Genomic DNA, 18809 nt, shown 5'->3' on the forward strand with positions numbered 1-18809 from the left:
AGAAATCTTGTGTTAGAAAGAATTCTGCACTTTTTTATGTGGGGTGAGATAATAAAAGTTGAAGAAAACTGTTATTCAATAAAAAAAGATGCTGAAATAGCATCTGAATGTGAAGAAATAATATTACCTCCGATTCTTAATAAATTAAAACCATATAGTAGTATGTGGAAATTAATTGCAATTGGCATGTATGCTTGTACTATAAAAGGAAATAGATTTGGAATATAAAGCGGTCAAATAATGAAATGTAGTATTTGGGTATTACCTGTAACACCTTTTGAAGATGATAAGCTTCATAATTTGATAGAAAAATCAATGGAATTTCTAAATGGATTGAAGTAACAAGGAAACGTTTATCACGCTATTTTCCGAGCAGTAAGACTCCCACCTCAAAATTCAGGGAAAGCAAAGAAGTTAGATGGGGGATGAACTAAACCCCCACTCATTAAAATTTCACTTTACTATATTAATTTCGTCTGACAAAATAGCAATATTACCTTTAGCTGTATGGATGTTATCATTTGGTGAAGTTATGATATTTAATTGTATGTATATTAGATTATTTAGTTTATTTTTTATTTGCGTAGTTGAGCAGGAAGAAGTCAGAAAATATAGAATAATGTACATATGAAGCATCATTTGTTTTTGGTGTGAATAGTAATTAAAGATACGCTAAAATATTTAAAATTGTAACGAAAGAGAGATTAAATAATAGAAGGAGCAACTTACATGGAAAATATATTAAAGGTATCTTCAAAATCAAGCCCAAATTCAGTCGCAGGTGCAATAGCAGGAGTACTAAGAACAAGTGGTAATGTGGAAATTCAAGCGATTGGGGCTGGAGCTATAAATCAAGCGATTAAAGCAATTGCGATTGCAAGAGGGTTCGTCGCTCCAAGTGGTATTGACTTAGCTTTTGTTCCAGCATTTCAAGAGATTTCTATCAATAATGAAGAAAGAACAGCGATTAAATTAATTGTAGGCCCTAGAAAGAAAAGGTCTTAGTAGAAGAGAGTGTTACTATAAGGGAAAAAGGCCAATTGATTTCCCAGGTTAGATACGTTAGTTTATGTAACCGATTCTTGGGTGTGGACACGGCATTATACCGGACGCATGTCTGTTAATTTCTCCTTAAATTTAGCGCGTGTTCTAGATACTTAAAAATGCCAAATCCTTTGTGATATAAGGAATTTGGCATTTTTGATGTTTTTAAAAATAAACAACCCTAAAACTGCTCATTTAGAAGATTTAGTTTTAGTAGCGGCCATTGAACGTTTTTATGATAGTTTACCTGATAAATGGAGAGAAATAGTAGCAGACAATATTGATTGTGCTAGTTATGTAGATGGGAAATATGAAGCGCACGTTTTAATGGAAAATGGTATGGAAATAAAAATAGAAATCTTTTATGTGGAAGAAGACAAAGATGAAGAATGGATATATAAAGCTTATAAAGTTTTATTATAGAAATTTCATTTTCATACAAAGGGGAATTGATATGAATTTTGAAAACTTTGAAAAACAAGAGCAATTTAAACAGTTACAAAAAAATAATGTTGTAATTGTGAAATGGAAAAAAAGCGTAAGGCAGTACAAGGAATTAGGAGAAATCACACATCATAATTCTCACACAATTAATCGTATAAATGAATTGATTTTGAATGTACCTAGAAATGATTACTTTTCCATCAATAACTATTTAATAGGAGAATCGTGGGCAGAAGAAGTTTATGTAGTGAATCCATAAAAAGAGCAGCTAGCAAAAGCTAATTGCTCCAACCAGTAATATTATTCCAAAGAGTCCTTGCTTATAAAAGGACTCTTATTATTTTTAAATCTTACAGTTTATTTAATAACAGTTGCAGTTCTTCTTTACTCAGCCAGGGCTTCTTCCTATGCAGCACCCTATGACAATTAGCACATACCATTATAATATCCTCTACTTTGGTTACAGAGCCCTCTTTAAGCTCTGATACAGGTACAGTGTGATGACCTTCAATGAAATCTTTTCCTAATTCCCCGTATGCCTTATAAAAATCAAAACCACAAACTTCACAGAACAGCTTCCCACCATGTAGTTGTTTAAATCGCTCCTTAGCCAATTTAATTACTTTGCTGTTGCGCTCGTAGGATAGGTGTGCCTTAAGGATTTGTCTACCTTCAGCAAATGCTTCTTCGCCGTCTATTAAATCAGAATTACTATTATTATCGTAATCTCTTAGCCCCCACAAACCATTTCCTTTACCATTTACAGCATAAAATAAATCTTGCTCACCTTTGTAAATATCACATTCACTTGAATGTTGATAAATGGTCTTTCTAATTCTTGCAGCTATAGACTGTTCGTGTTGGTATCTATTCAAGTCAATTTTATTACGCTCCATAACCTTTGTTTTAATTTGATTCAGTGTTCCTGCTCCATCTAGTTCGGTTAATATTGCTATAATTTCATCTAACCATGAAGTGCTGTTGGACATACATATACCTCCTAATAAAACATATGTACTTATTTTTATTTTAATCTTTTACATTTATATATTCATATTTTTTTGCAATGGAAGTAAATGGTTATGTGTAATTATAGAAGAGTTTACCAATGAAAAGTAACTGGGGGATTCAAAAAATGAATCAAACTATTTTAGAGAAAGTCCTAAAATTTCGGGACGATAGGAACTGGAAGCAGTTCCACAACCCTAAAGATTTAGCTATTTCTCTTTCTTTAGAGGCGAGTGAGTTGTTGGAGAATTTTCAGTGGAAAAGCAGTGAGGAAGCTGTAGAAACAAAAAAAGAAGACATGAAAGATGAGTTGGCAGATCAATTGGATATTGATTTAGAAGAGATTATTATAAACAAAATAGAAAAAATAATAAAAAATATCCAGTAGAGAAATCTCGAGACTCTAAAAAGAAATATAATGAAATTTAAAAAAGGTGGAATTAAATATGTTATATCTTTTTACTGCAAGTAATGATAGTGCTATAAAAAATTTGGAAGCTACTATTGAAAAACCATATCCTATTTCTACATGTTTAGCAGATTTAGATGCCGATACAGTAACTAAACTTAAAGATAATGAATTACATGAGAATGTATGTATGTGGGGAGCAACTCCTGGTTCTTCAAATGTTGATAGATGGGAAAAGTTAAAAGAGGGTGACGGGATTTTAGCATATTCTAAAGGGGAATTTAAGTTTTTCGGGACAATTTTTGCTAAGACTCATAACCCAGATGTGGCTAGAAAAATTTAGAAAACAAACGATAATGATGAAACTTGGGAATACATCTATTTTATTAAGGACCTAAAACCTGTAAACATTAAAGCAATCGAATTCGCAGCTTTCTTTGGCTACAAATTGAACCATACACCACAAGGATTTACTAATATTGATTCAACAAAATTAGAAATTAAATTAGCAAAATATAAATCTATTGATAATATTATTAAAGCGTTGAATGAGAGCTTTATTCTTTCTGAGGATGAGCAAGAGGAAGATATGTATCAGGCTAATATTGATTCGGATTTTAGTAAAGTAAAGATTGCAGAAGAAGAGAAACCGGAAAATCGAAAAAAAACTAAAATGGAATCTGGTAGGGAAGTATGGCCTCGTGATCCGAAAAAAGCTAAACAAGCTATTAAACAGGCAGAATTTAAATGTGAAATAGATGACACACATGAAACATTTGTATCGGAAGCCAGCCGAAAAAATTATATGGAGGCCCATCATCTAATACCGTTAAGAATGCAACATGATTTTGAAAATAGTTTAGATGTTGTTGGAAATATAGTTAGTATATGTCCGAACTGTCATAGGTTGATTCATTATGGAAGAGACAAAGAGAAGAAAAAAGTTTTAGAACTTCTCTTTGAACAAAGAAAAGATTCTTTGAAGAAGTTCGGTATTGAGGTATCTCTCAAAGAGCTATTTGGATACTATGGAATTCTAAAATAAGAATATTCATAGCTATAGTGAAGGTAGAATGTTTCATACTTAAACATAGGTATTATTGTGATGGAAATTTAAATTTCGTCTTTTGAAAGTATCAATAATTTGTATTATTTTTATAGGGTTATATATTTTTCTTTTGCTCTGCTGTATAGCAGAGCTCTTTTTTGTCGTACAAAAGCCACCTATATATGTGAAGTGCACCCCAATTGTTAGGCTGTGTCTAACAATTGGGGTGCACTTCAGTACTGTCGGGCGGCTTCTTTAATTTATATTCACCAATTCATCAAACTTAAACTTAGTATTCAAACCAAAAGCATCTGTACAATATATAGTTTTCGTCATCGGTTCAATATGTAATACATTTATGTACATGTCTTGCACCATTCCATCACGATAGTATGAGGTATGTATTTCTTCTTCCTCGTGAAAAGATTGCATTAACGCTCTTTCTATTCGTTCCATAGTATCTTGTGTTAAAAAAGGTTTAGGTACTTTATATTGTTCCTCAAACATTCTATGTATTTCCTCGTATTGCTCCGGTATTGAAGCAAACGGTTAAATATACTACAGGAAAGCCGTTATATTCCATGATGTAATACCTCACTTTTGTTTTTTTAACTCCACTACAAACAAACGTGTGTTCTTTTTTGGGGTTTGAAAAGGGACCATTTTGTTAACATGAATATTCAAAAATATTTTTTTCAAGTTAGAATATTCAAAAACTTATTTATGCAAACAAGCATGTCATGATAACATTTAACAAAAGGGGGTAGAAGTAGATGAGTGTTGACATTATTTCTAAAGAAGAAATCACAAAATTATTAAACGACTGGTATCAAGCTATGATTTCACAACGTGTATTACAGTCTCAGAAAATAAAAGAAGATATTGCAAATAAAATCAATAATATTAAGGAAGACCAAACAATATTAGTCTACTACGCTTTATTGAATGCACGGTATAAACTGCTAATTCGGGATATGGATAGTACAAAAGATATTCTGGACAAAATCGAGCCTTTACCAGAGTCTACAGAAACATTTTTAGAGTACTATCATCATTTATTTAAAGCAATTTACGCTATTAATAAAGCAAACCATAGTGAAGCAAGAATGCAATTTGAAAAAGCTGAAACGTTTTTAGAGTACATGCATGATGAAATTGAAAAAGCTGAATTTAATTATTGGCTTGCAGTCCATTACTATCACGTATTAAAACCGATCTTAGCAGTTCAATTTGCTACAAAGGCGAATGAAGTATTTTCAATTAGTCCAGGGTATGAATTAAAAACTGCAGCATGCTTAAATACTTTAGGAATGGCACACATTCGACTAAATGAATTCGAAAGTGCAGAGGAATATTTACTTTCAGCACTAGGTACCTTCCAAAAATCTAATGATGAACTTCTTATTAAACGAGTTAAGCATAATTTAGGACTTTTATACGCAAGTCAAAACATGCCAGAGTTAGCAATTAAACACTTAGAGGATTCATTAGAAAATAACGCTAAAACTATGTTTCTTTTAGCAAGAGAACATTTTAAGTTAGGTTATAGTCATATCGCTAATGAATATATTGAGAATGGCTATAAGATTAGCGACTTATGTTATCGTCATCATTTCCGAATTTTAAAAGCAGTACATAACTATGTACCGCAAGAAGAATTAGAAAATGTGGTTATAGAAGGTATTTCGTATTTTGAAAAAGAAGAATTATATGAATGGGTAAAAGAATATGCTTCTCTTTTAGGTGAAATATTCTATGGTTCAGAAAATCACAGAAAAGCAAGCAAGTATTTGCACATCGCTTTAGATGCAGACAAAAATAGCATAGAAAGAAGGGCGCTAAAATGAAAAAAGCAATCTTATTAATGATGATGTTATCCGCTGTTTTTACTTTTGGTCTTACTAATGTAAAAGACATACCACAAAACGAAGCAATTGAAGTGTTTATGGATCATGGAGAACATATTTAAAACCTAAGGAAGAGGGCGCTTATAGTGTCCTCTTTTTAATATCTATTATTTATATGATGAGGTTGCAGGTACGTCTTTTGGTTATTGTTTGATAAACGTAAGATGTTTCTAAAAATGTGTATACAAAGGTGTAATTTTGTACTGTATATGTTCACATATTTGCTCACATTTTGTTCACGTACTATATAAAAAAGTATGAAAATCTATAAAAATAATTATTTCAATAAAATTTGTTTTAGATATTAAAAAGTGCCAAAACCCTTGTGGTATAAGGGGTTTGGCACTTTTGTGTTTTTTATATTTTATCAAATAAACAACCCTAAAACTGCTCATTCTTCTCCCAAGATTCAACGATATAATGTGCAATCGTCGGATTGAAGCCTTTACCAACTAAAAACATAATGGCAGCAACTTCTGTTAATGCGTGTTCGTGTGATGTATGTTTTGCTTCATTTAAACCGTAATCTACCCATGGTTTTACGAAATCTAGTACGGGTTTCTTGAAAGGTAAAAACTGTGTACCGACAACTTGTTGAATTTGTTGTTGTGTTGGTTCAGTAATTGGTCCAGGTGGCAATATTTGTGGTTGTGTAATGTCTAGTGTTGGTCCAGGCGGTAAAATTTGTGGTTGAGTTGGATCTATTGTTGGTGGTTTAGGTGGTGAGACACGTGCGTCGTAGTTTGGTTGATACATTTGTTGTTGGTATTGCGGTTGTTGTGGTTGAGTTGTGTATGGGTTTTGTGGTGCTGCATATGGATTTTGAGGATATTGTTGTTCTTGGTTTTGTGGTGCTACATATGGATTTTGAGGATATTGTTGTTCTTGGTTTTGTGGTACTGCATATGGATTTTGTTGATATTGTTGTTCTTGGTTTTGTGGTGCTGCATATGGATTTTGTTGATATTGTTGTTCTTGGTTTTGTGGTATTACATATGGATTTTGAGGATATTCATAATTTGGACGTGCGTCATATGGATTTTGTTGAAATTCAGTTTCTTGGTTTTGCGTTGTTGCATATGGGTTTTCGTCATATTGTGGTTCTTGCTGTTGTAACTCTTGTTCTTCGTATTGTTCTGTGTATCTCTGTTCTTGTTGTTGAGGATACAATGGTTGCCTTGGATAAGGCGGTTGATTATTATAGAACATGTTTATTCCTCCTTCATGATGATGCCTACCACCTAGTGTATGGGCGGACAAGAAAATATGTGATGAAAAAATGCGGGCGTGTTACAATAAGTAACTGGGTGAAGATAAAATGACAAAACAAGAAAAAATTCAAAAAACAATTACTTTTGTAAAACATATTTTAGAAAAAGATGCGAGTGGGCATGATTGGTATCATATTGAACGTGTACATAAAATGGCGATTTCTTTATCTGAGCAAGAAGGTGGAAATCGTTTTATAATTGAAATGGCAGCATTACTTCACGATGTGGCAGATGAAAAGCTAAATGAAAGTGAAGAAGCAGGAATGAAAAAAGTTTCTGATTGGTTAGAAGAGCTACGGGTTGAAGAAGAGGAAAGTAAACATATTCTTCATATCATCGCCAATATGTCTTATAAAGGTGGCCATGGCGGCACAGTAGAGTCACTTGAAGGGAAAATTGTTCAAGATGCGGATCGTTTAGATGCTCTTGGTGCAATAGGAATTGCTCGTACATTTGCATATGGTGGGGCGAAAGGGAGATTAATGTATGACCCAACTATTCCGCCGCGTGAAGAAATGACGAAAGAAGAATATAGAAAAAATAATGATCCATCTTTAAATCATTTTTATGAAAAACTTTTGAAATTAAAAGATTTAATGAATACGAATGCAGCAAAACAAGAGGCTGAAATTCGTCATCGTTATACGGAACAGTTTATTGAACAATTTATGAAAGAGTGGAATGCACAAATATGAAAATGTTAACTGTGGAGAACTTATCAAAATCATATGGGGAAAAGCCGTTATTTGATGGATTATCATGTAGTATTACAGAAGGACAACGTGTCGGAATTATTGGTGTAAACGGAACTGGTAAATCGACATTATTAAAAATTATTGCAGGATTAGAAACTCCTGATACAGGTGATATGACGCATTCACGTGGGTATACAATTAGTTATTTATCACAGCAACCAGAGTTTGATGAAAAACTGACAGTATTAGAGCAAGTGTTCCATGGTGATACACCTTTAATTCGTCTTCTTCGTGATTATGAAAAAGCACTATTAAATATTGAAAAAGATCCAAGTAATGAAAAAGTACAGGAACAATTATTTGCAGTGCAGCAACGTATGGATGCAATGAGTGCATGGGAAGCAAATGCAAATGCGAAATCTCTTTTAACGAAATTAGGAATTACGGACTTCACTGCAATTGTTGGGAACTTATCTGGTGGACAGAAAAAACGTATCGCAATGGCACAATGTTTTATTGAAACACCTGATTTATTAATTTTAGACGAGCCTACGAACCATCTTGACCATGAGACAGTTGAATGGTTAGAAGAATATTTAGCGAGATATACAGGTTCGGTATTACTTGTAACCCATGATCGTTATTTCTTAGATCGTGTGACGAATCGTATTTTTGAATTAGATAATGGTAAATTATATAGCTACGAAGGAAACTATAGTACATTTTTAGAAGCGAAAGCACTTCGTGAAGAGCAAGAATTGGCACAAGAATCGAAACGCCAAAATTTATATCGTCGTGAACTTGCTTGGATTCGTCGTGGTGCAAAAGCCCGTTCTACGAAACAAAAGGCGCGTATTCAGCGTTTTGATGAGCTAAAGGCACAAGAAGGACCAGCTGCAAAACAGTCAGTTGATATTGCACTAAGCGGAAGTCGTCTAGGAAAGAAAGTACTTGAGTTAAAAGATGTAACGAAAAAATTTGGCGATAAGACGGTATTACATAATTTTAATCATATTGTGAAACCGGGTGATCGTATCGGAATTATTGGGGCGAATGGAAGCGGGAAATCTTCCCTATTAAATATGCTTGCAGGTAAGTTATCTCCTGATAGTGGTGAAGTTGAAGTAGGACAAACTGTAAAAGTTGCTTATTATACGCAAGAAAATGAAGAGATGAATTTAAATCAGCGTATGATTGAATACATTAAAGAGATTGCAGAAGTTATTCATACGACAGATGGAAAAGTAATTGGTGCATCTCAAATGTTAGAACGTTTCTTATTCCCGACGCATTCACATGGTACACCACTTGGTAAACTATCTGGTGGTGAAAGAAGACGTTTATATTTATTACGTATTTTAATGGGAGAACCAAACGTACTTTTACTTGATGAACCTACGAACGATCTAGATACACAAACATTAACAGTACTAGAAGATTATTTAGAAGATTTCCCAGGTGTCGTTTTAACTGTATCGCATGACCGTTACTTCTTAGATAAAGTAGTAGATGAACTGTTCATCTTTACTGGTGGAGGCGAAGTGCGTGAGTTTTTAGGTAGTTATACAGATTATTTAGAAATGAAAAAAACGAGAGAACTTATGGAGAAAGCGGAAGTTCAAAAAGAGAAAAAAGTTGTAGAAGAAGCTCCAAAACAACAACGTAAACGTAAACTTTCATACAATGAACAGCGTGAATGGGAAACGATTGAAGATACAATTGCCGAACTTGAAGAGAAAATTGAGTCAATTGGAGAAGAACTTGCGAAAGTTGGATCTGACTTCACAAAGGCACAAGAATTATCTGAAGCACAGCAGAAAACAGAAGAAGAGCTAGAAAAAAAGATGGAAAGATGGAGTGAACTATCAGACATCGTTGAAGGATTAAAATAAAAACAAGCTGCATATATTGAAAAGTAAAGAGAAAAACTTTACACTATTGGTAGAACCTATTTTAGGAGGGAAAAAATGAGAACATCTAATCCAATGTTGAAAAAAGAGGCATTCCGTAAAGAGGGAGCAAGCGCTTCTGCGATGACGATTGGCGGAACAGTAGGCAAAACGTTTATTATGCTTATCTTGCTACTTGCAACGTCTGTCTATTCATACATACAGATGATGCAGGGGACGATGAAGATGCCAGTATTAATTGGTGCTTTAATCGTTGCGGCAATCATCGCATTCGCGTCTATGTTCTTCCCGCGTATTTCACCTTTTGGTGCACCAATCTATGCAGCGGTAGAAGGGGTTGTGTTAGGAAGTATTTCAGCAGTTTATACAATGAAATTTGGCGATTCTATCGTTTTAAATGCTGTATTACTAACAATCTCAATTCTATTTGCAATGTTAGTGTTATATGCAACACGCGTAGTAAAAGTAACGGATAAATTCCGTACAGGCGTTATGGCAGCAACACTTGGAATTATGGTTATGTATTTAGTCGTATTCCTACTAAATATGTTTGGTGTAACTGTTCCATACATTCACCAAGGTGGTACAATCGGTATTATTATTAGTGCAGTTGTAATTGTAGTTGCTGCATTAAACTTATTACTAGATTTCGATTTAATCGAAAATGGTGTACGTAGTCAAGCTCCGAAATATATGGAGTGGTATACTGCGATGGGACTAATGCTTACATTAGTATGGTTATACTTAGAAATTCTTCGTTTCGTTTCTTACTTTACGAAAAATGACTAATAAAAAAATCCTGCATGAAAAATGCAGGATTTTTTTATTTTCAAAGATATATTGAATGTATGGTATAATATGGATGATAGCAACTTGAAGTGAAGGAGATGGAATATGATGAAAGAGAAGAAGGGGATTATGAAAAAACTATTTTCTAAAAGTTTTTTCATAGAACTAGATGAAGCTTTAACGTATCCATCATCAAAAGTTATTACTTCAGCGATTGAAGGATATGCAACTGAATGCAATGAAAGACTAAAATTTGAGAGTAAAGTTAAACCGATTACTTTCTACTTAGAAAATGCAATGTACCGTGCTGAAATAAAGATGGCTCGCGGAGGATATTACATATCTTGTACTGAAGTGTAATAAATTTTGAAACCATACATGTTTGAACTATGTATGGTTTCTTTTTTTGTTTTGTAAGGTCTAAAATAATACTTTTTACTTATGGATATGTCATTTTGTGCTTTTTACCATTCAAACATTTCTCCTTACAATGAAGAAAAACATGTGAGGTGGTATAACTTATGATGAATCGAGTTGTATTAATCGGTAGATTGACAAAGGAGCCAGAATTATACTACACAAAACAAGGCGTCGCTTATGCACGAATATGTGTTGCGGTGAATAGAGGATTTCGAAATAGTTTAGGTGAACAACAAGTCGATTTTATTAATTGTGTCGTTTGGCGCAAATCGGCTGAGAATGTAGCTGAATATTGTAAGAAGGGGTCGCTCGTTGGGATTACAGGGCGTATTCAGACTAGTAATTACGATGATGAACAAGGCAAGAGAATATATAGAACTGAAGTTGTGATTGAGAGTATTACCTTTTTGGAGAGAAGGCGGGAGGGGGCATCGTAATAAAAGGTGATTTTAAGTAATAGCTTCGGAAAAAATTGTGGAAAGTATTTTAATAAACTTAAAGAAGGAGTACCGCCAGCTTTTTTGAAAAAACAAGTGAAGAGTATATAAAATTTTATAACGTTTTTTGGCTAATCCAGTAACAAACGAGAATCGTAAAACCCATCACAGGATAGGAATGTATAAAAAGATGAATCGAGTGATAGAAAATAAAAAAAGGATCCTTTCTGAGAGTAAGGAATCCCCTTTTTTATTGTTTCTTGCAAGTAAATTATTTAAATTCTTGTCTATATAATTTAAACGAATAAATAGCTCCAACGAAGAATACAAAGGTTTCAAATAATATAAAGATTTGACGGAAATTCTCAATATCTTTACCAACTAAAGAGATAAATATGCAATTCATTAGAATTTGAGTAGTAAACATACAAGAAATAATTTTTAAATAAATAGGATTTGTTCTTTCATCTGGTTTACCAATTTTTTTGTAAATAATAATAAGTGCAATTACTGAACCCAAAAATAGAAGTGCTGTAAGTCCTACAACGATATTGAAATTGCCTGTACTTTCTAACATCCATTTATTTAATAAATCAATCATTATTATCTTCCTTTCCTACATAAGAGAATATTTCGTTCTTCTTTTTCACTATAATAAAAAAAGAAAAAGGAAAACATCGAACTTTCTTACAAACATTCGTGTATTCTTACAGTTTTGTCATTTTGCAAATGTATTCATCGCCTTGTCTTTCACTATTTTCTTTGGAAAACATAGTGAATTACGAGAAAGAGCGCTACAAGATCAACTTCCGAGAACGAAAAATATGTAAATAAGCTATCCATATGGATAGCTTATTATATTTTTTGCTTAGCGTGTTTTTTTCAAAAATAATGGCGATGCCTCAAGAAATGGATAAAAAGTAAAAATCATCGGAAACGAAAGCTTTTAAAATCCCGTTCCTAATTTAAAATGTAAAAAGAATGAAATAGTATGGTAGCGGGAAGAAAGTAGTAAAATTAAGCATCCGAGTAGGAGTATAGAGTGATAACATGTTACAATACAGCTAAGAACATGCAATAAAGGAGAGTTTTTTACGTGAAGATTAAAGCAATTGAACCGACGCCAAGTCCAAATACAATGAAAGTTATTTTGAATGAAGTATTACCATCAGGAGCGCGTAATAATTATACAAATGAAAATAAAGAACAAGCACCAATGCAAGTGCAAGAAATTTTGAAAATTGAAGGCATTAAAGGTGTATATCATGTAGCCGACTTTTTAGCAGTGGAGCGAAATGCGAAGTATGACTGGAAAGTTTTATTACAACAAGTTCGTGCTGTTTTCGGCGAAGAAGTATTGGAAGAAAGTGAAGAACAACAACTTGCTCATTTTGGAGAAGTGAAAGTGTTTGTTCAAATGTTCTTTACAATTCCAATGCAAGTAAAGTTAACAGATGGAACGACGGAAGAACGTGTTGGTTTACCAGATCGTTTTAAAGAATCAATTATGAAAGTGCAAATGTCTGCACCAAACGTTGTAAAAGAGCGTAAATGGGTAGAACAAAGTACACGTTACGGTAACTTTGAAGAAATCGGGAAAGAAGTAGTAGAAGAGATTGTTGCTGCTTATTCAGAAGAACGTGTAAATGAAACGGTTAAAGAATTATTAAATCAAGCAGGTGCTGTTGAAGTAACGATTCAAAAGCGTGAGCCATATAAAGTAACAGAAGAGATGATGAAAGATTCTGACTGGAAAAACCGTTTTGCAGCATTAGAACAAATGGATCCTACTGAAGAAGATATTCCAGTGTTGAAGATGGCGTTAGATGATGAAAAAGTTTCAATTCGTCGTTTAGCAACAGCGTATTTAGGTATGGTAAAAGGTGATGAAGTATTACCGTTATTATATAAAGCTTTATTAGATCGCTCTGTAAGTGTTCGTCGTACTGCAGGAGATTGTTTATCAGATGTAGGTGATCCGGCAGCGATGTTCGTTATGATTAAATCTCTGAAAGATCCAAGTAAATTAGTACGCTGGCGTGCAGCTATGTTCTTATTTGAACTTGGAGATGAAAGTGCGATTCCAGCATTAAAAGCAGCGCAAGATGATCCAGAGTTTGAAGTAGCCATGCAAGCACGTCTAGCATTAGAGCGTATTGAAGGCGGAGAAGAAGCAAAAGGTTCTGTATGGAAACAAATGACGGAGTCTCGTAAAGGGGAATAATATATGATTGTTTTCTATGATAGTTGGTGTCCGATGTGTGCGGCCGTTGCAGAACGTACGAAAAAATTAGATAAAAAGGGTAAGATGGAATTTGTTTCATTTCGAGATGAAAATGTAGTTGAGAAGTATGAACTTTCTCAAGAACTACAAAGCAAGATGGAACAAAGATTGTATATTTTAAAACATAATAAGTGGTATGACGGTATTCAGAGCATAGATGTATTAGCAAAGGCCGTTCCATCTTATTGGTTTGCCGTTCCTTTTATAAAGCTATCTATCGTACTTGGTTTTGGAAGTAAAGTATACGATTATATCGCTAATAATAGAAAACTTGTTCCAGTGGGGCATTGCCGCGGTGGGGTTTGTGAAATCCCTACAAAAAAATGAAATCATCGTTATCTTTCTTTTGCACCTATTAATAGAGCGTGATATGATGAATTTGGAATGAAAGTTGAAGGAGAGATTACAAGATGTCAAATGCTTATGAAGAATACATGCGCCAAATGGTAATCCCAATGCGCCAAGAGTTAGTGCGTTCTGGGTTTGAAGAGTTAACTACAGAAGAAGCTGTAACAGAATTTATGGAAAATACATCAGGTACAACTTTAGTAGTTGTAAACTCTGTTTGTGGTTGTGCAGCTGGTTTAGCACGTCCATCAGCAGGTCAAGCGGTTGTTCGTGCTGAAAAACAACCTGATCATCTTGTAACTGTATTCGCAGGTCAAGATAAAGATGCTACTGCAAAAATGCGTGAATACTTCGGAGAAATTCCTCCATCTTCACCATCTATGGCATTATTAAAAGGAAAAGAAGTTGTTCACTTCATTCACCGTCATGAAATTGAAGGTGCAACTATGGACGAAATTATTACGAACTTAGAACAAGCTTTCGAAAAGAATTGCTAAAGAAGGGGGAGAGTAAATCTCCCTCTTTTCTTTATATAGAGGTGAAACAATGATCGTAACAACAGCAGGAAGAACGAATAAAGAAATGACAGATTATGCAAAGCAGGTAGCCGCAGAATTAAATCGTTCATTCGTTAAACGTAATGACATACCAGTGCATAAATTACATGAGCAGTATCAACAAGATGTGCTTGTCGTAGGGAAGAACCGATTAGCTATTTATCCGAAAGGTACGGAAGAATCGTTTTTCTTTCATCCGAACTCAGCGATGTTTCGTGTGAAAAGGTTAATGCGTGGAGAACACGATCCGTTTGTACAAGCCACGCAATTAGAGAGAGGAATGACAGTGTTAGATTGTACGCTCGGGATGGCATCAGATAGTATTGTAGCTAGTTATGTTGTTGGTGAAAGCGGAAAAGTAACAGGACTTGAAGGCAATGAGTATATGGCTTATATTATGGAAAATGGTTTGAAAACATGGTCTTCATCCGTTTCTGAAATTGATGAAGCAATGCAAAGAATTCAAGTAAAGCAAACGGAGCATTTTTCATTTTTAGCGCAATGTGAAGACAATAGTTACGATGTCGTTTACCTTGATCCGATGTTTGAAGAAACTGTCATAGAATCCGATGGAATTAAAGGATTAAAACACTTCGCTTTGTATCATGATATTACTGACGAAACAATTGCGGAGGCAAAACGAGTGGCGAGAAAACGTGTCGTTTTAAAAGATCATTTTCGTAGTTCTAGATTTGAAAAACACAATTTTCATGTATACAAAAGAAAAAGTGCTAAGTTTCACTTTGGTGTAATTGACCCTTGTTAATTGTTTGAAAAGATGTATAATAAGCAATAATTAATTAAATATACTGTCTGTGATGAAGAGAGTAGTCTTTTTTAGAAGGAAAGCGAGCTAGGGATGGTGTGAGCCTAGTACGGAAGAAAAAGATGAAGCGCACTTCGGAGATGCTTCTTGAACGAATAGTAGAGAAAGCCGAGGCCCCCTGTCCTCGTTATAAACGGGAAAGTGGTTCGTAACGAACAACAAGGGTGGTACCACGGGTTAAAACTCGTCTCTTTTTTAGAGACGAGTTTTTTGTGTTTTAAAAAATAAGGAGGTTGTATCATGGATTATAAAATGCAGTTTGCGGAAAGTTTATCTAATATTTTCACGAATGAATTAACGCAAAAACAAATTTTAGATTTAATTGAAACACCGAAACAAGATGAATTTGGAGATGCAGCGTTCCCATGCTTTTCATTAGCGAAGCAATATAAAAAAGCACCAGCTCTTATCGCAAAGGAAGTTGCTGAGAAATTCAATGATCCGTTTTTTACGAAAGTAGAAGCCGTTGGTCCTTATGTAAATTTATTTTTCAATCGTGAAACTGTAAGTGATGCAGTATTAAAAACAGTTTTAGCGGAGAAAGAAGAGTTCGGTCAAAACCACTTTGGCTGTGAAAAAACAGTAGTAATTGATTATTCCTCTCCTAATATCGCGAAACCTTTTTCGATGGGGCATTTACGTTCTACAATGATAGGAAATTCGCTGAAACAAATCGCTGAAAAATGTGGCTATGAAGTTGTAGGGATTAATTATATAGGAGATTGGGGAACACAGTTTGGAAAGTTAATTACGGCTTATAAAAAATGGGGAAATGAAGCAGTAGTTAAAGAAGATCCAATACGTGAGCTATTTAAGTTATATGTCCAATTCCATGAAGAGGTAAAAGACGACGAAGAACTAGAAGAAGAAGGACGTGCTTGGTTTAAGAAACTAGAAGAAGGTGATGAAGAAGCGGTAGAACTTTGGAATTGGTTCCGTCATGAGTCCCTTAAAGAATTTTCTCGCATTTATGAACTTCTCGGCGTAGAATTTACTAATTTTCAGGGAGAAGCATTTTATAATAATTTAATGGAAGATTTTATTGGGATTTTAGAAGAACATGAGTTGCTTGAAGAATCAGAAGGTGCATTAGTCGTTAATTTAGAAGAAGAAGGAATGCCGCCTTGCTTAATTAGAAAATCAGATGGTGCGACGATTTATGCAACGCGTGACTTAACGGCAGCTTTATATCGTCAAAACACTTATGGGTTTGATAAAGCGCTATATGTTGTTGGTCCAGAACAAAGCTTACATTTCAATCAATTTTTCACCGTATTAAAAAAACTTGGCTATACTTGGGTTGATGGTATGGAACACGTACCGTTTGGCTTCATTTTAAAAGATGGTAAGAAAATGTCGACACGTAAAGGAAGAGTTATTTTACTTGAAGAAGTACTCGAAGAAGCAATCGAACTTGCAAAACAAAATATTGAAGAGAAAAATCCAAACTTAAAACAAAAAGAAGTAGTAGCAAAGCAAGTCGGTGTTGGTGCAGTCATCTTCCACGATTTAAAAAATGAGCGTATGCACAATATTGAATTCTCATTAGAAAACATGCTGAAATTTGAAGGAGAAACAGGCCCGTACGTACAGTACACACATGCACGTGCTTGTTCTATTTTAAGAAAAGAAAGTGTAGAATTTGAAACATGTACATTTGCTTTAAAAGACGATCATAGCTGGAGTGTCGTAAAATTACTAAATAAATTCCCGCAAATAATTGAAGCAGCTTTCAATAAAAATGAGCCATCGTTTATTTCGAAATATATATTAGATGTAGCACAATCATTCAATAAATATTACGGTAATGTTCGTATATTAGAAGAGAGAAAAGAAAAAGACAGCAGACTCGCATTGGTTTATGCTGTGACGGTTGTATTAAAAGAAGGATTACGTTTACTTGGGGTGGAGGCACCTGAGGAAATGTAACATAGTAGTTAACTGACAAACTGGGTCTAGTATAAACCTGGTTTGTTTTTTTATTGGATATATATTTTTTTTGCAAAATCAATTAAAATCTTTTTAGAGAGGGTGATTCATATTGATTCGAACTTTTATTTTACAAATTCCTTGTCATAGAAGATTAGATAGGAGTTTTTTTAAACTACAAAAGTACATACCTTTATGTGCGCGTTGTACAGGCATGCTTATTGGTATTTTAATGTTTCCAATTTATTTTTATATGACACCTTCATTTCTTTTGGCAATCATACTATCATTTTTCGCTCAAATTCCGTTACTTATCGATGGGTTCACCCAAAAGTGGAAATGGAGAAGTAGCTCAAATTTGCTAAGAATAACTACTGGTGTATTAAGCGGTAATGGTATGGGATTATTCATTTCATCTACTGTTATATGGATATTATCTTAAGATATATAGTAATGGAGGTATTTACATAGATGTTCTGGATTTATTTAATTCTAATTTTTATTTCAGGCGGAAGTGGAATTGGTTTTATGACTCAAAATAAGTATACAGAAGCAATAATAGCTTTTGTTATTTGTATACTATTGTTTGGGCTACTGTATTATTATCTTAAAAGAAACAAAAGAAAGAGAAAAGCAGATTGTGACGATTTAGACTGTACGGATTGTTTTGATTGTGATTGTACTTGTTAAATTTTTCTTCCAAATAAAAAGCTAGTGTATTTTTAATAATACACTAGCTTTTTGCTTTGAAATTTTAAGAAAAGTGTAGGAATACGGCTATTATATAGAGAACTTTAGTTTTGTATATAAAAGGAGGCGGGAAAATAATCTGTTTTGAACCACATTGGATTTCTAATATGGCTTCTTATTTACTAGATGGGGAGAAACAATCGGAATTTATTCAGCTAGGTGTTTTGCAGAAATTATTTGAAAGTGATACGCAAAGAAATGGTAAAGATGGCAATATAGGCATGAAAATACCGATATATTTAAGTGAATTAGGTGTGAAAAATATTGAATGTAGAGTAAGCGATAAAGTGAACTTTTTAGATTTAAATATGCATCACAATGATAAAAACGATTTGTATCAATCATTAAAAGAAGAGGGGATTGCAGGTGATCCGGGTGATAAGCAACAATTTGTAGAACGTTTAATAGCCAGAGGATTAATATATGATAATGCGCTAGCTCAATATGAAGCTGAACTACGATTTTTTAAAATATTTCATGTGTATTCTTCTTTTGTATACGCTCCCAATATGAAAATTAAATTTGGTGACATAGTTTGTTAAAAGGTATGATGTATAAGGATTGTCGTTTAATGTCGATAAGTCGATATTCGACATATAATCGCTGATAAATGTTAAGAATCGGTCGATATAATTTGAAAATCGCCGATAAAATGAAAGAATCGCTGATATATTTGAATTATCGCCGAGATAATTTTATGTACTAATTTCAGCTTCTACAAGATTAAAATTGC

25 protein-coding genes, 2 pseudogenes and 1 other annotated feature are annotated in these 18809 nt (G+C 33.8%); of the genes and pseudogenes, 23 read left to right on the forward strand and 4 right to left on the reverse strand.

All coding sequences use genetic code 11. The features are described 5' to 3' along the window. Window positions 1-9: 9 nt before the first annotated feature. From AC0OM3_RS23335 to AC0OM3_RS23350, 4 genes are all read left to right on the forward strand, one after another. Complete coding sequence (locus tag AC0OM3_RS23335) at window positions 10-228, forward strand: hypothetical protein (protein ID WP_000893485.1); 219 nt, start codon at window positions 10-12, stop codon at window positions 226-228. Between the two features lie 501 nt (window positions 229-729). Continuing rightward, window positions 730-1005, forward strand: a complete 276-nt coding sequence (locus tag AC0OM3_RS23340; protein ID WP_000427801.1) for a stage V sporulation protein S — start codon at window positions 730-732, stop codon at window positions 1003-1005. 186 nt (window positions 1006-1191) lie between these two features. After that, window positions 1192-1467, forward strand: coding sequence for a hypothetical protein (locus AC0OM3_RS23345; RefSeq protein ID WP_225989081.1), 276 nt, complete (start codon window positions 1192-1194; stop codon window positions 1465-1467). A gap of 31 nt (window positions 1468-1498) precedes the next feature. Next, window positions 1499-1747 (forward strand): hypothetical protein, encoded by a 249-nt coding sequence (locus AC0OM3_RS23350; RefSeq protein ID WP_001008602.1) that lies wholly within the window; start codon window positions 1499-1501, stop codon window positions 1745-1747. A 91-nt stretch (window positions 1748-1838) separates the two neighbouring features. On the opposite strand, the gene AC0OM3_RS23355 is transcribed toward AC0OM3_RS23350, so the two are convergent. Further along, the gene (locus tag AC0OM3_RS23355; protein ID WP_474213114.1) at window positions 1839-2477 is read right to left on the reverse strand and encodes an HNH endonuclease; all 639 of its coding nucleotides are present in this window, start codon (window positions 2475-2477) and stop codon (window positions 1839-1841) included. 119 nt (window positions 2478-2596) lie between these two features. Here AC0OM3_RS23355 and AC0OM3_RS23360 point away from each other — a divergent pair, with 119 nt between their 5' ends. The 3 genes from AC0OM3_RS23360 to AC0OM3_RS23370 all read left to right on the forward strand — a co-directional run bounded on the left by AC0OM3_RS23360 (window position 2597) and on the right by AC0OM3_RS23370 (window position 3950). Beyond that, complete coding sequence (locus AC0OM3_RS23360) at window positions 2597-2884, forward strand: nucleoside triphosphate pyrophosphohydrolase family protein (protein WP_002025705.1); 288 nt, start codon at window positions 2597-2599, stop codon at window positions 2882-2884. A 46-nt stretch (window positions 2885-2930) separates the two neighbouring features. Then, window positions 2931-3248: a restriction endonuclease gene (locus AC0OM3_RS23365; RefSeq protein WP_089148427.1), complete on the forward strand. Its 318-nt coding sequence runs from the start codon at window positions 2931-2933 to the stop codon at window positions 3246-3248. 105 nt (window positions 3249-3353) lie between these two features. Further along, entirely contained in the window at window positions 3354-3950 is a 597-nt protein-coding gene (locus tag AC0OM3_RS23370) for an HNH endonuclease (RefSeq protein WP_474213115.1), read from the forward strand. A gap of 258 nt (window positions 3951-4208) precedes the next feature. Here AC0OM3_RS23370 and AC0OM3_RS23375 read toward each other — a convergent pair whose 3' ends face one another. Beyond that, window positions 4209-4460, reverse strand: a complete 252-nt coding sequence (locus AC0OM3_RS23375) for a YolD-like family protein (protein WP_016098449.1) — start codon at window positions 4458-4460, stop codon at window positions 4209-4211. A gap of 266 nt (window positions 4461-4726) precedes the next feature. Here AC0OM3_RS23375 and AC0OM3_RS23380 point away from each other — a divergent pair, with 266 nt between their 5' ends. Both AC0OM3_RS23380 and AC0OM3_RS23385 read left to right on the forward strand, forming a co-directional pair. Further along, complete coding sequence (locus tag AC0OM3_RS23380; RefSeq protein WP_474213116.1) at window positions 4727-5800, forward strand: response regulator aspartate phosphatase; 1074 nt, start codon at window positions 4727-4729, stop codon at window positions 5798-5800. Further along, window positions 5797-5922: a hypothetical protein gene (locus AC0OM3_RS23385; RefSeq protein WP_000709202.1), complete on the forward strand. Its 126-nt coding sequence runs from the start codon at window positions 5797-5799 to the stop codon at window positions 5920-5922. Before AC0OM3_RS23380 ends, AC0OM3_RS23385 begins: the two co-directional genes overlap by 4 nt. 319 nt (window positions 5923-6241) lie before the next feature. Here the strand turns inward: AC0OM3_RS23385 and AC0OM3_RS23390 are convergent, their stop codons facing one another. After that, the gene (locus tag AC0OM3_RS23390) at window positions 6242-7069 is read right to left on the reverse strand and encodes a hypothetical protein (protein WP_474213117.1); all 828 of its coding nucleotides are present in this window, start codon (window positions 7067-7069) and stop codon (window positions 6242-6244) included. A gap of 109 nt (window positions 7070-7178) precedes the next feature. Between AC0OM3_RS23390 and AC0OM3_RS23395 the strand changes: the two genes are divergently transcribed. The 5 genes from AC0OM3_RS23395 to AC0OM3_RS23415 all read left to right on the forward strand — a co-directional run bounded on the left by AC0OM3_RS23395 (window position 7179) and on the right by AC0OM3_RS23415 (window position 11382). After that, entirely contained in the window at window positions 7179-7826 is a 648-nt protein-coding gene (locus tag AC0OM3_RS23395) for an HD domain-containing protein (protein ID WP_474213118.1), read from the forward strand. After that, window positions 7823-9718 carry an ABC-F family ATP-binding cassette domain-containing protein gene (locus AC0OM3_RS23400; protein ID WP_474213119.1) on the forward strand — a complete coding sequence of 632 codons (1896 nt, stop codon included), beginning with the start codon at window positions 7823-7825 and terminating at the stop codon, window positions 9716-9718. The genes AC0OM3_RS23395 and AC0OM3_RS23400 overlap by 4 nt, the downstream gene beginning before the upstream one ends. Window positions 9719-9793: 75 nt before the next feature. Beyond that, entirely contained in the window at window positions 9794-10525 is a 732-nt protein-coding gene (locus AC0OM3_RS23405; RefSeq protein WP_001260655.1) for a Bax inhibitor-1/YccA family protein, read from the forward strand. Window positions 10526-10630: 105 nt separating this feature from the next. Continuing rightward, a complete protein-coding gene (locus tag AC0OM3_RS23410; protein ID WP_000975138.1) occupies window positions 10631-10885 on the forward strand; it encodes a DUF4318 domain-containing protein in 255 nt (84 codons plus the stop codon). 161 nt (window positions 10886-11046) lie between these two features. Next, window positions 11047-11382, forward strand: a complete 336-nt coding sequence (locus AC0OM3_RS23415; protein ID WP_000982014.1) for a single-stranded DNA-binding protein — start codon at window positions 11047-11049, stop codon at window positions 11380-11382. A gap of 271 nt (window positions 11383-11653) precedes the next feature. Here the strand turns inward: AC0OM3_RS23415 and AC0OM3_RS23420 are convergent, their stop codons facing one another. Beyond that, a complete protein-coding gene (locus AC0OM3_RS23420; RefSeq protein ID WP_000566284.1) occupies window positions 11654-11983 on the reverse strand; it encodes a hypothetical protein in 330 nt (109 codons plus the stop codon). Window positions 11984-12122: 139 nt separating this feature from the next. On the opposite strand from AC0OM3_RS23420, the pseudogene AC0OM3_RS23425 reads away from it, so the two are divergent. The 9 genes and pseudogenes from AC0OM3_RS23425 to AC0OM3_RS23465 form a co-directional block, all read left to right on the forward strand. Further along, window positions 12123-12197: pseudogene (locus AC0OM3_RS23425) on the forward strand (transposase); the annotation flags it as partial. A 281-nt stretch (window positions 12198-12478) separates the two neighbouring features. Beyond that, entirely contained in the window at window positions 12479-13606 is a 1128-nt protein-coding gene (locus AC0OM3_RS23430; RefSeq protein ID WP_000692564.1) for a conserved virulence factor C family protein, read from the forward strand. 3 nt (window positions 13607-13609) lie between these two features. After that, on the forward strand, window positions 13610-13993 hold the full coding sequence (locus AC0OM3_RS23435; RefSeq protein WP_089148431.1) for a thiol-disulfide oxidoreductase DCC family protein: 384 nt from the start codon (window positions 13610-13612) through the stop codon (window positions 13991-13993). 83 nt (window positions 13994-14076) lie between these two features. After that, the gene (locus tag AC0OM3_RS23440) at window positions 14077-14511 is read left to right on the forward strand and encodes a BrxA/BrxB family bacilliredoxin (protein ID WP_000063706.1); all 435 of its coding nucleotides are present in this window, start codon (window positions 14077-14079) and stop codon (window positions 14509-14511) included. A gap of 49 nt (window positions 14512-14560) precedes the next feature. Further along, on the forward strand, window positions 14561-15337 hold the full coding sequence (locus AC0OM3_RS23445; RefSeq protein ID WP_000637452.1) for a class I SAM-dependent methyltransferase: 777 nt from the start codon (window positions 14561-14563) through the stop codon (window positions 15335-15337). A gap of 40 nt (window positions 15338-15377) precedes the next feature. After that, window positions 15378-15592, forward strand: a binding site (T-box leader). A 45-nt stretch (window positions 15593-15637) separates the two neighbouring features. Continuing rightward, window positions 15638-17326 carry an arginine--tRNA ligase gene (gene argS / locus AC0OM3_RS23450; RefSeq protein WP_474213120.1) on the forward strand — a complete coding sequence of 563 codons (1689 nt, stop codon included), beginning with the start codon at window positions 15638-15640 and terminating at the stop codon, window positions 17324-17326. A gap of 112 nt (window positions 17327-17438) precedes the next feature. Continuing rightward, the gene (locus AC0OM3_RS23455) at window positions 17439-17768 is read left to right on the forward strand and encodes a DUF2085 domain-containing protein (protein WP_000621477.1); all 330 of its coding nucleotides are present in this window, start codon (window positions 17439-17441) and stop codon (window positions 17766-17768) included. A 29-nt stretch (window positions 17769-17797) separates the two neighbouring features. After that, a complete protein-coding gene (locus AC0OM3_RS23460) occupies window positions 17798-18016 on the forward strand; it encodes a hypothetical protein (protein WP_000498604.1) in 219 nt (72 codons plus the stop codon). Window positions 18017-18132: 116 nt separating this feature from the next. Then, a pseudogene (locus tag AC0OM3_RS23465) lies at window positions 18133-18618 on the forward strand (methyltransferase); the annotation flags it as partial. Between the last annotated feature and the right edge of the window lie 191 nt (window positions 18619-18809).

It is taken from the genome of Bacillus sp. FAU20, from assembly GCF_056033865.1.

Coding starts and splice junctions, on each gene's coding strand:
- AC0OM3_RS23340 (WP_000427801.1), top strand. CDS start 730: ATGGAAAATATATTAAAGGTATCTTCAAAATCAAGCCCAAATTCAGTC.
- AC0OM3_RS23350 (WP_001008602.1), top strand. CDS start 1,499: ATGAATTTTGAAAACTTTGAAAAACAAGAGCAATTTAAACAGTTACAA.
- AC0OM3_RS23355 (WP_474213114.1), bottom strand. CDS start 2,477: ATGTCCAACAGCACTTCATGGTTAGATGAAATTATAGCAATATTAACC.
- AC0OM3_RS23360 (WP_002025705.1), top strand. CDS start 2,597: ATGAAAAGTAACTGGGGGATTCAAAAAATGAATCAAACTATTTTAGAG.
- AC0OM3_RS23375 (WP_016098449.1), bottom strand. CDS start 4,460: ATGTTTGAGGAACAATATAAAGTACCTAAACCTTTTTTAACACAAGAT.
- AC0OM3_RS23380 (WP_474213116.1), top strand. CDS start 4,727: ATGAGTGTTGACATTATTTCTAAAGAAGAAATCACAAAATTATTAAAC.
- AC0OM3_RS23385 (WP_000709202.1), top strand. CDS start 5,797: ATGAAAAAAGCAATCTTATTAATGATGATGTTATCCGCTGTTTTTACT.
- AC0OM3_RS23390 (WP_474213117.1), bottom strand. CDS start 7,069: ATGTTCTATAATAATCAACCGCCTTATCCAAGGCAACCATTGTATCCT.
- AC0OM3_RS23395 (WP_474213118.1), top strand. CDS start 7,179: ATGACAAAACAAGAAAAAATTCAAAAAACAATTACTTTTGTAAAACAT.
- AC0OM3_RS23400 (WP_474213119.1), top strand. CDS start 7,823: ATGAAAATGTTAACTGTGGAGAACTTATCAAAATCATATGGGGAAAAG.
- AC0OM3_RS23405 (WP_001260655.1), top strand. CDS start 9,794: ATGAGAACATCTAATCCAATGTTGAAAAAAGAGGCATTCCGTAAAGAG.
- AC0OM3_RS23410 (WP_000975138.1), top strand. CDS start 10,631: ATGATGAAAGAGAAGAAGGGGATTATGAAAAAACTATTTTCTAAAAGT.
- AC0OM3_RS23415 (WP_000982014.1), top strand. CDS start 11,047: ATGATGAATCGAGTTGTATTAATCGGTAGATTGACAAAGGAGCCAGAA.
- AC0OM3_RS23420 (WP_000566284.1), bottom strand. CDS start 11,983: ATGATTGATTTATTAAATAAATGGATGTTAGAAAGTACAGGCAATTTC.
- AC0OM3_RS23435 (WP_089148431.1), top strand. CDS start 13,610: ATGATTGTTTTCTATGATAGTTGGTGTCCGATGTGTGCGGCCGTTGCA.
- AC0OM3_RS23440 (WP_000063706.1), top strand. CDS start 14,077: ATGTCAAATGCTTATGAAGAATACATGCGCCAAATGGTAATCCCAATG.
- AC0OM3_RS23445 (WP_000637452.1), top strand. CDS start 14,561: ATGATCGTAACAACAGCAGGAAGAACGAATAAAGAAATGACAGATTAT.
- argS (WP_474213120.1), top strand. CDS start 15,638: ATGGATTATAAAATGCAGTTTGCGGAAAGTTTATCTAATATTTTCACG.
- AC0OM3_RS23460 (WP_000498604.1), top strand. CDS start 17,798: ATGTTCTGGATTTATTTAATTCTAATTTTTATTTCAGGCGGAAGTGGA.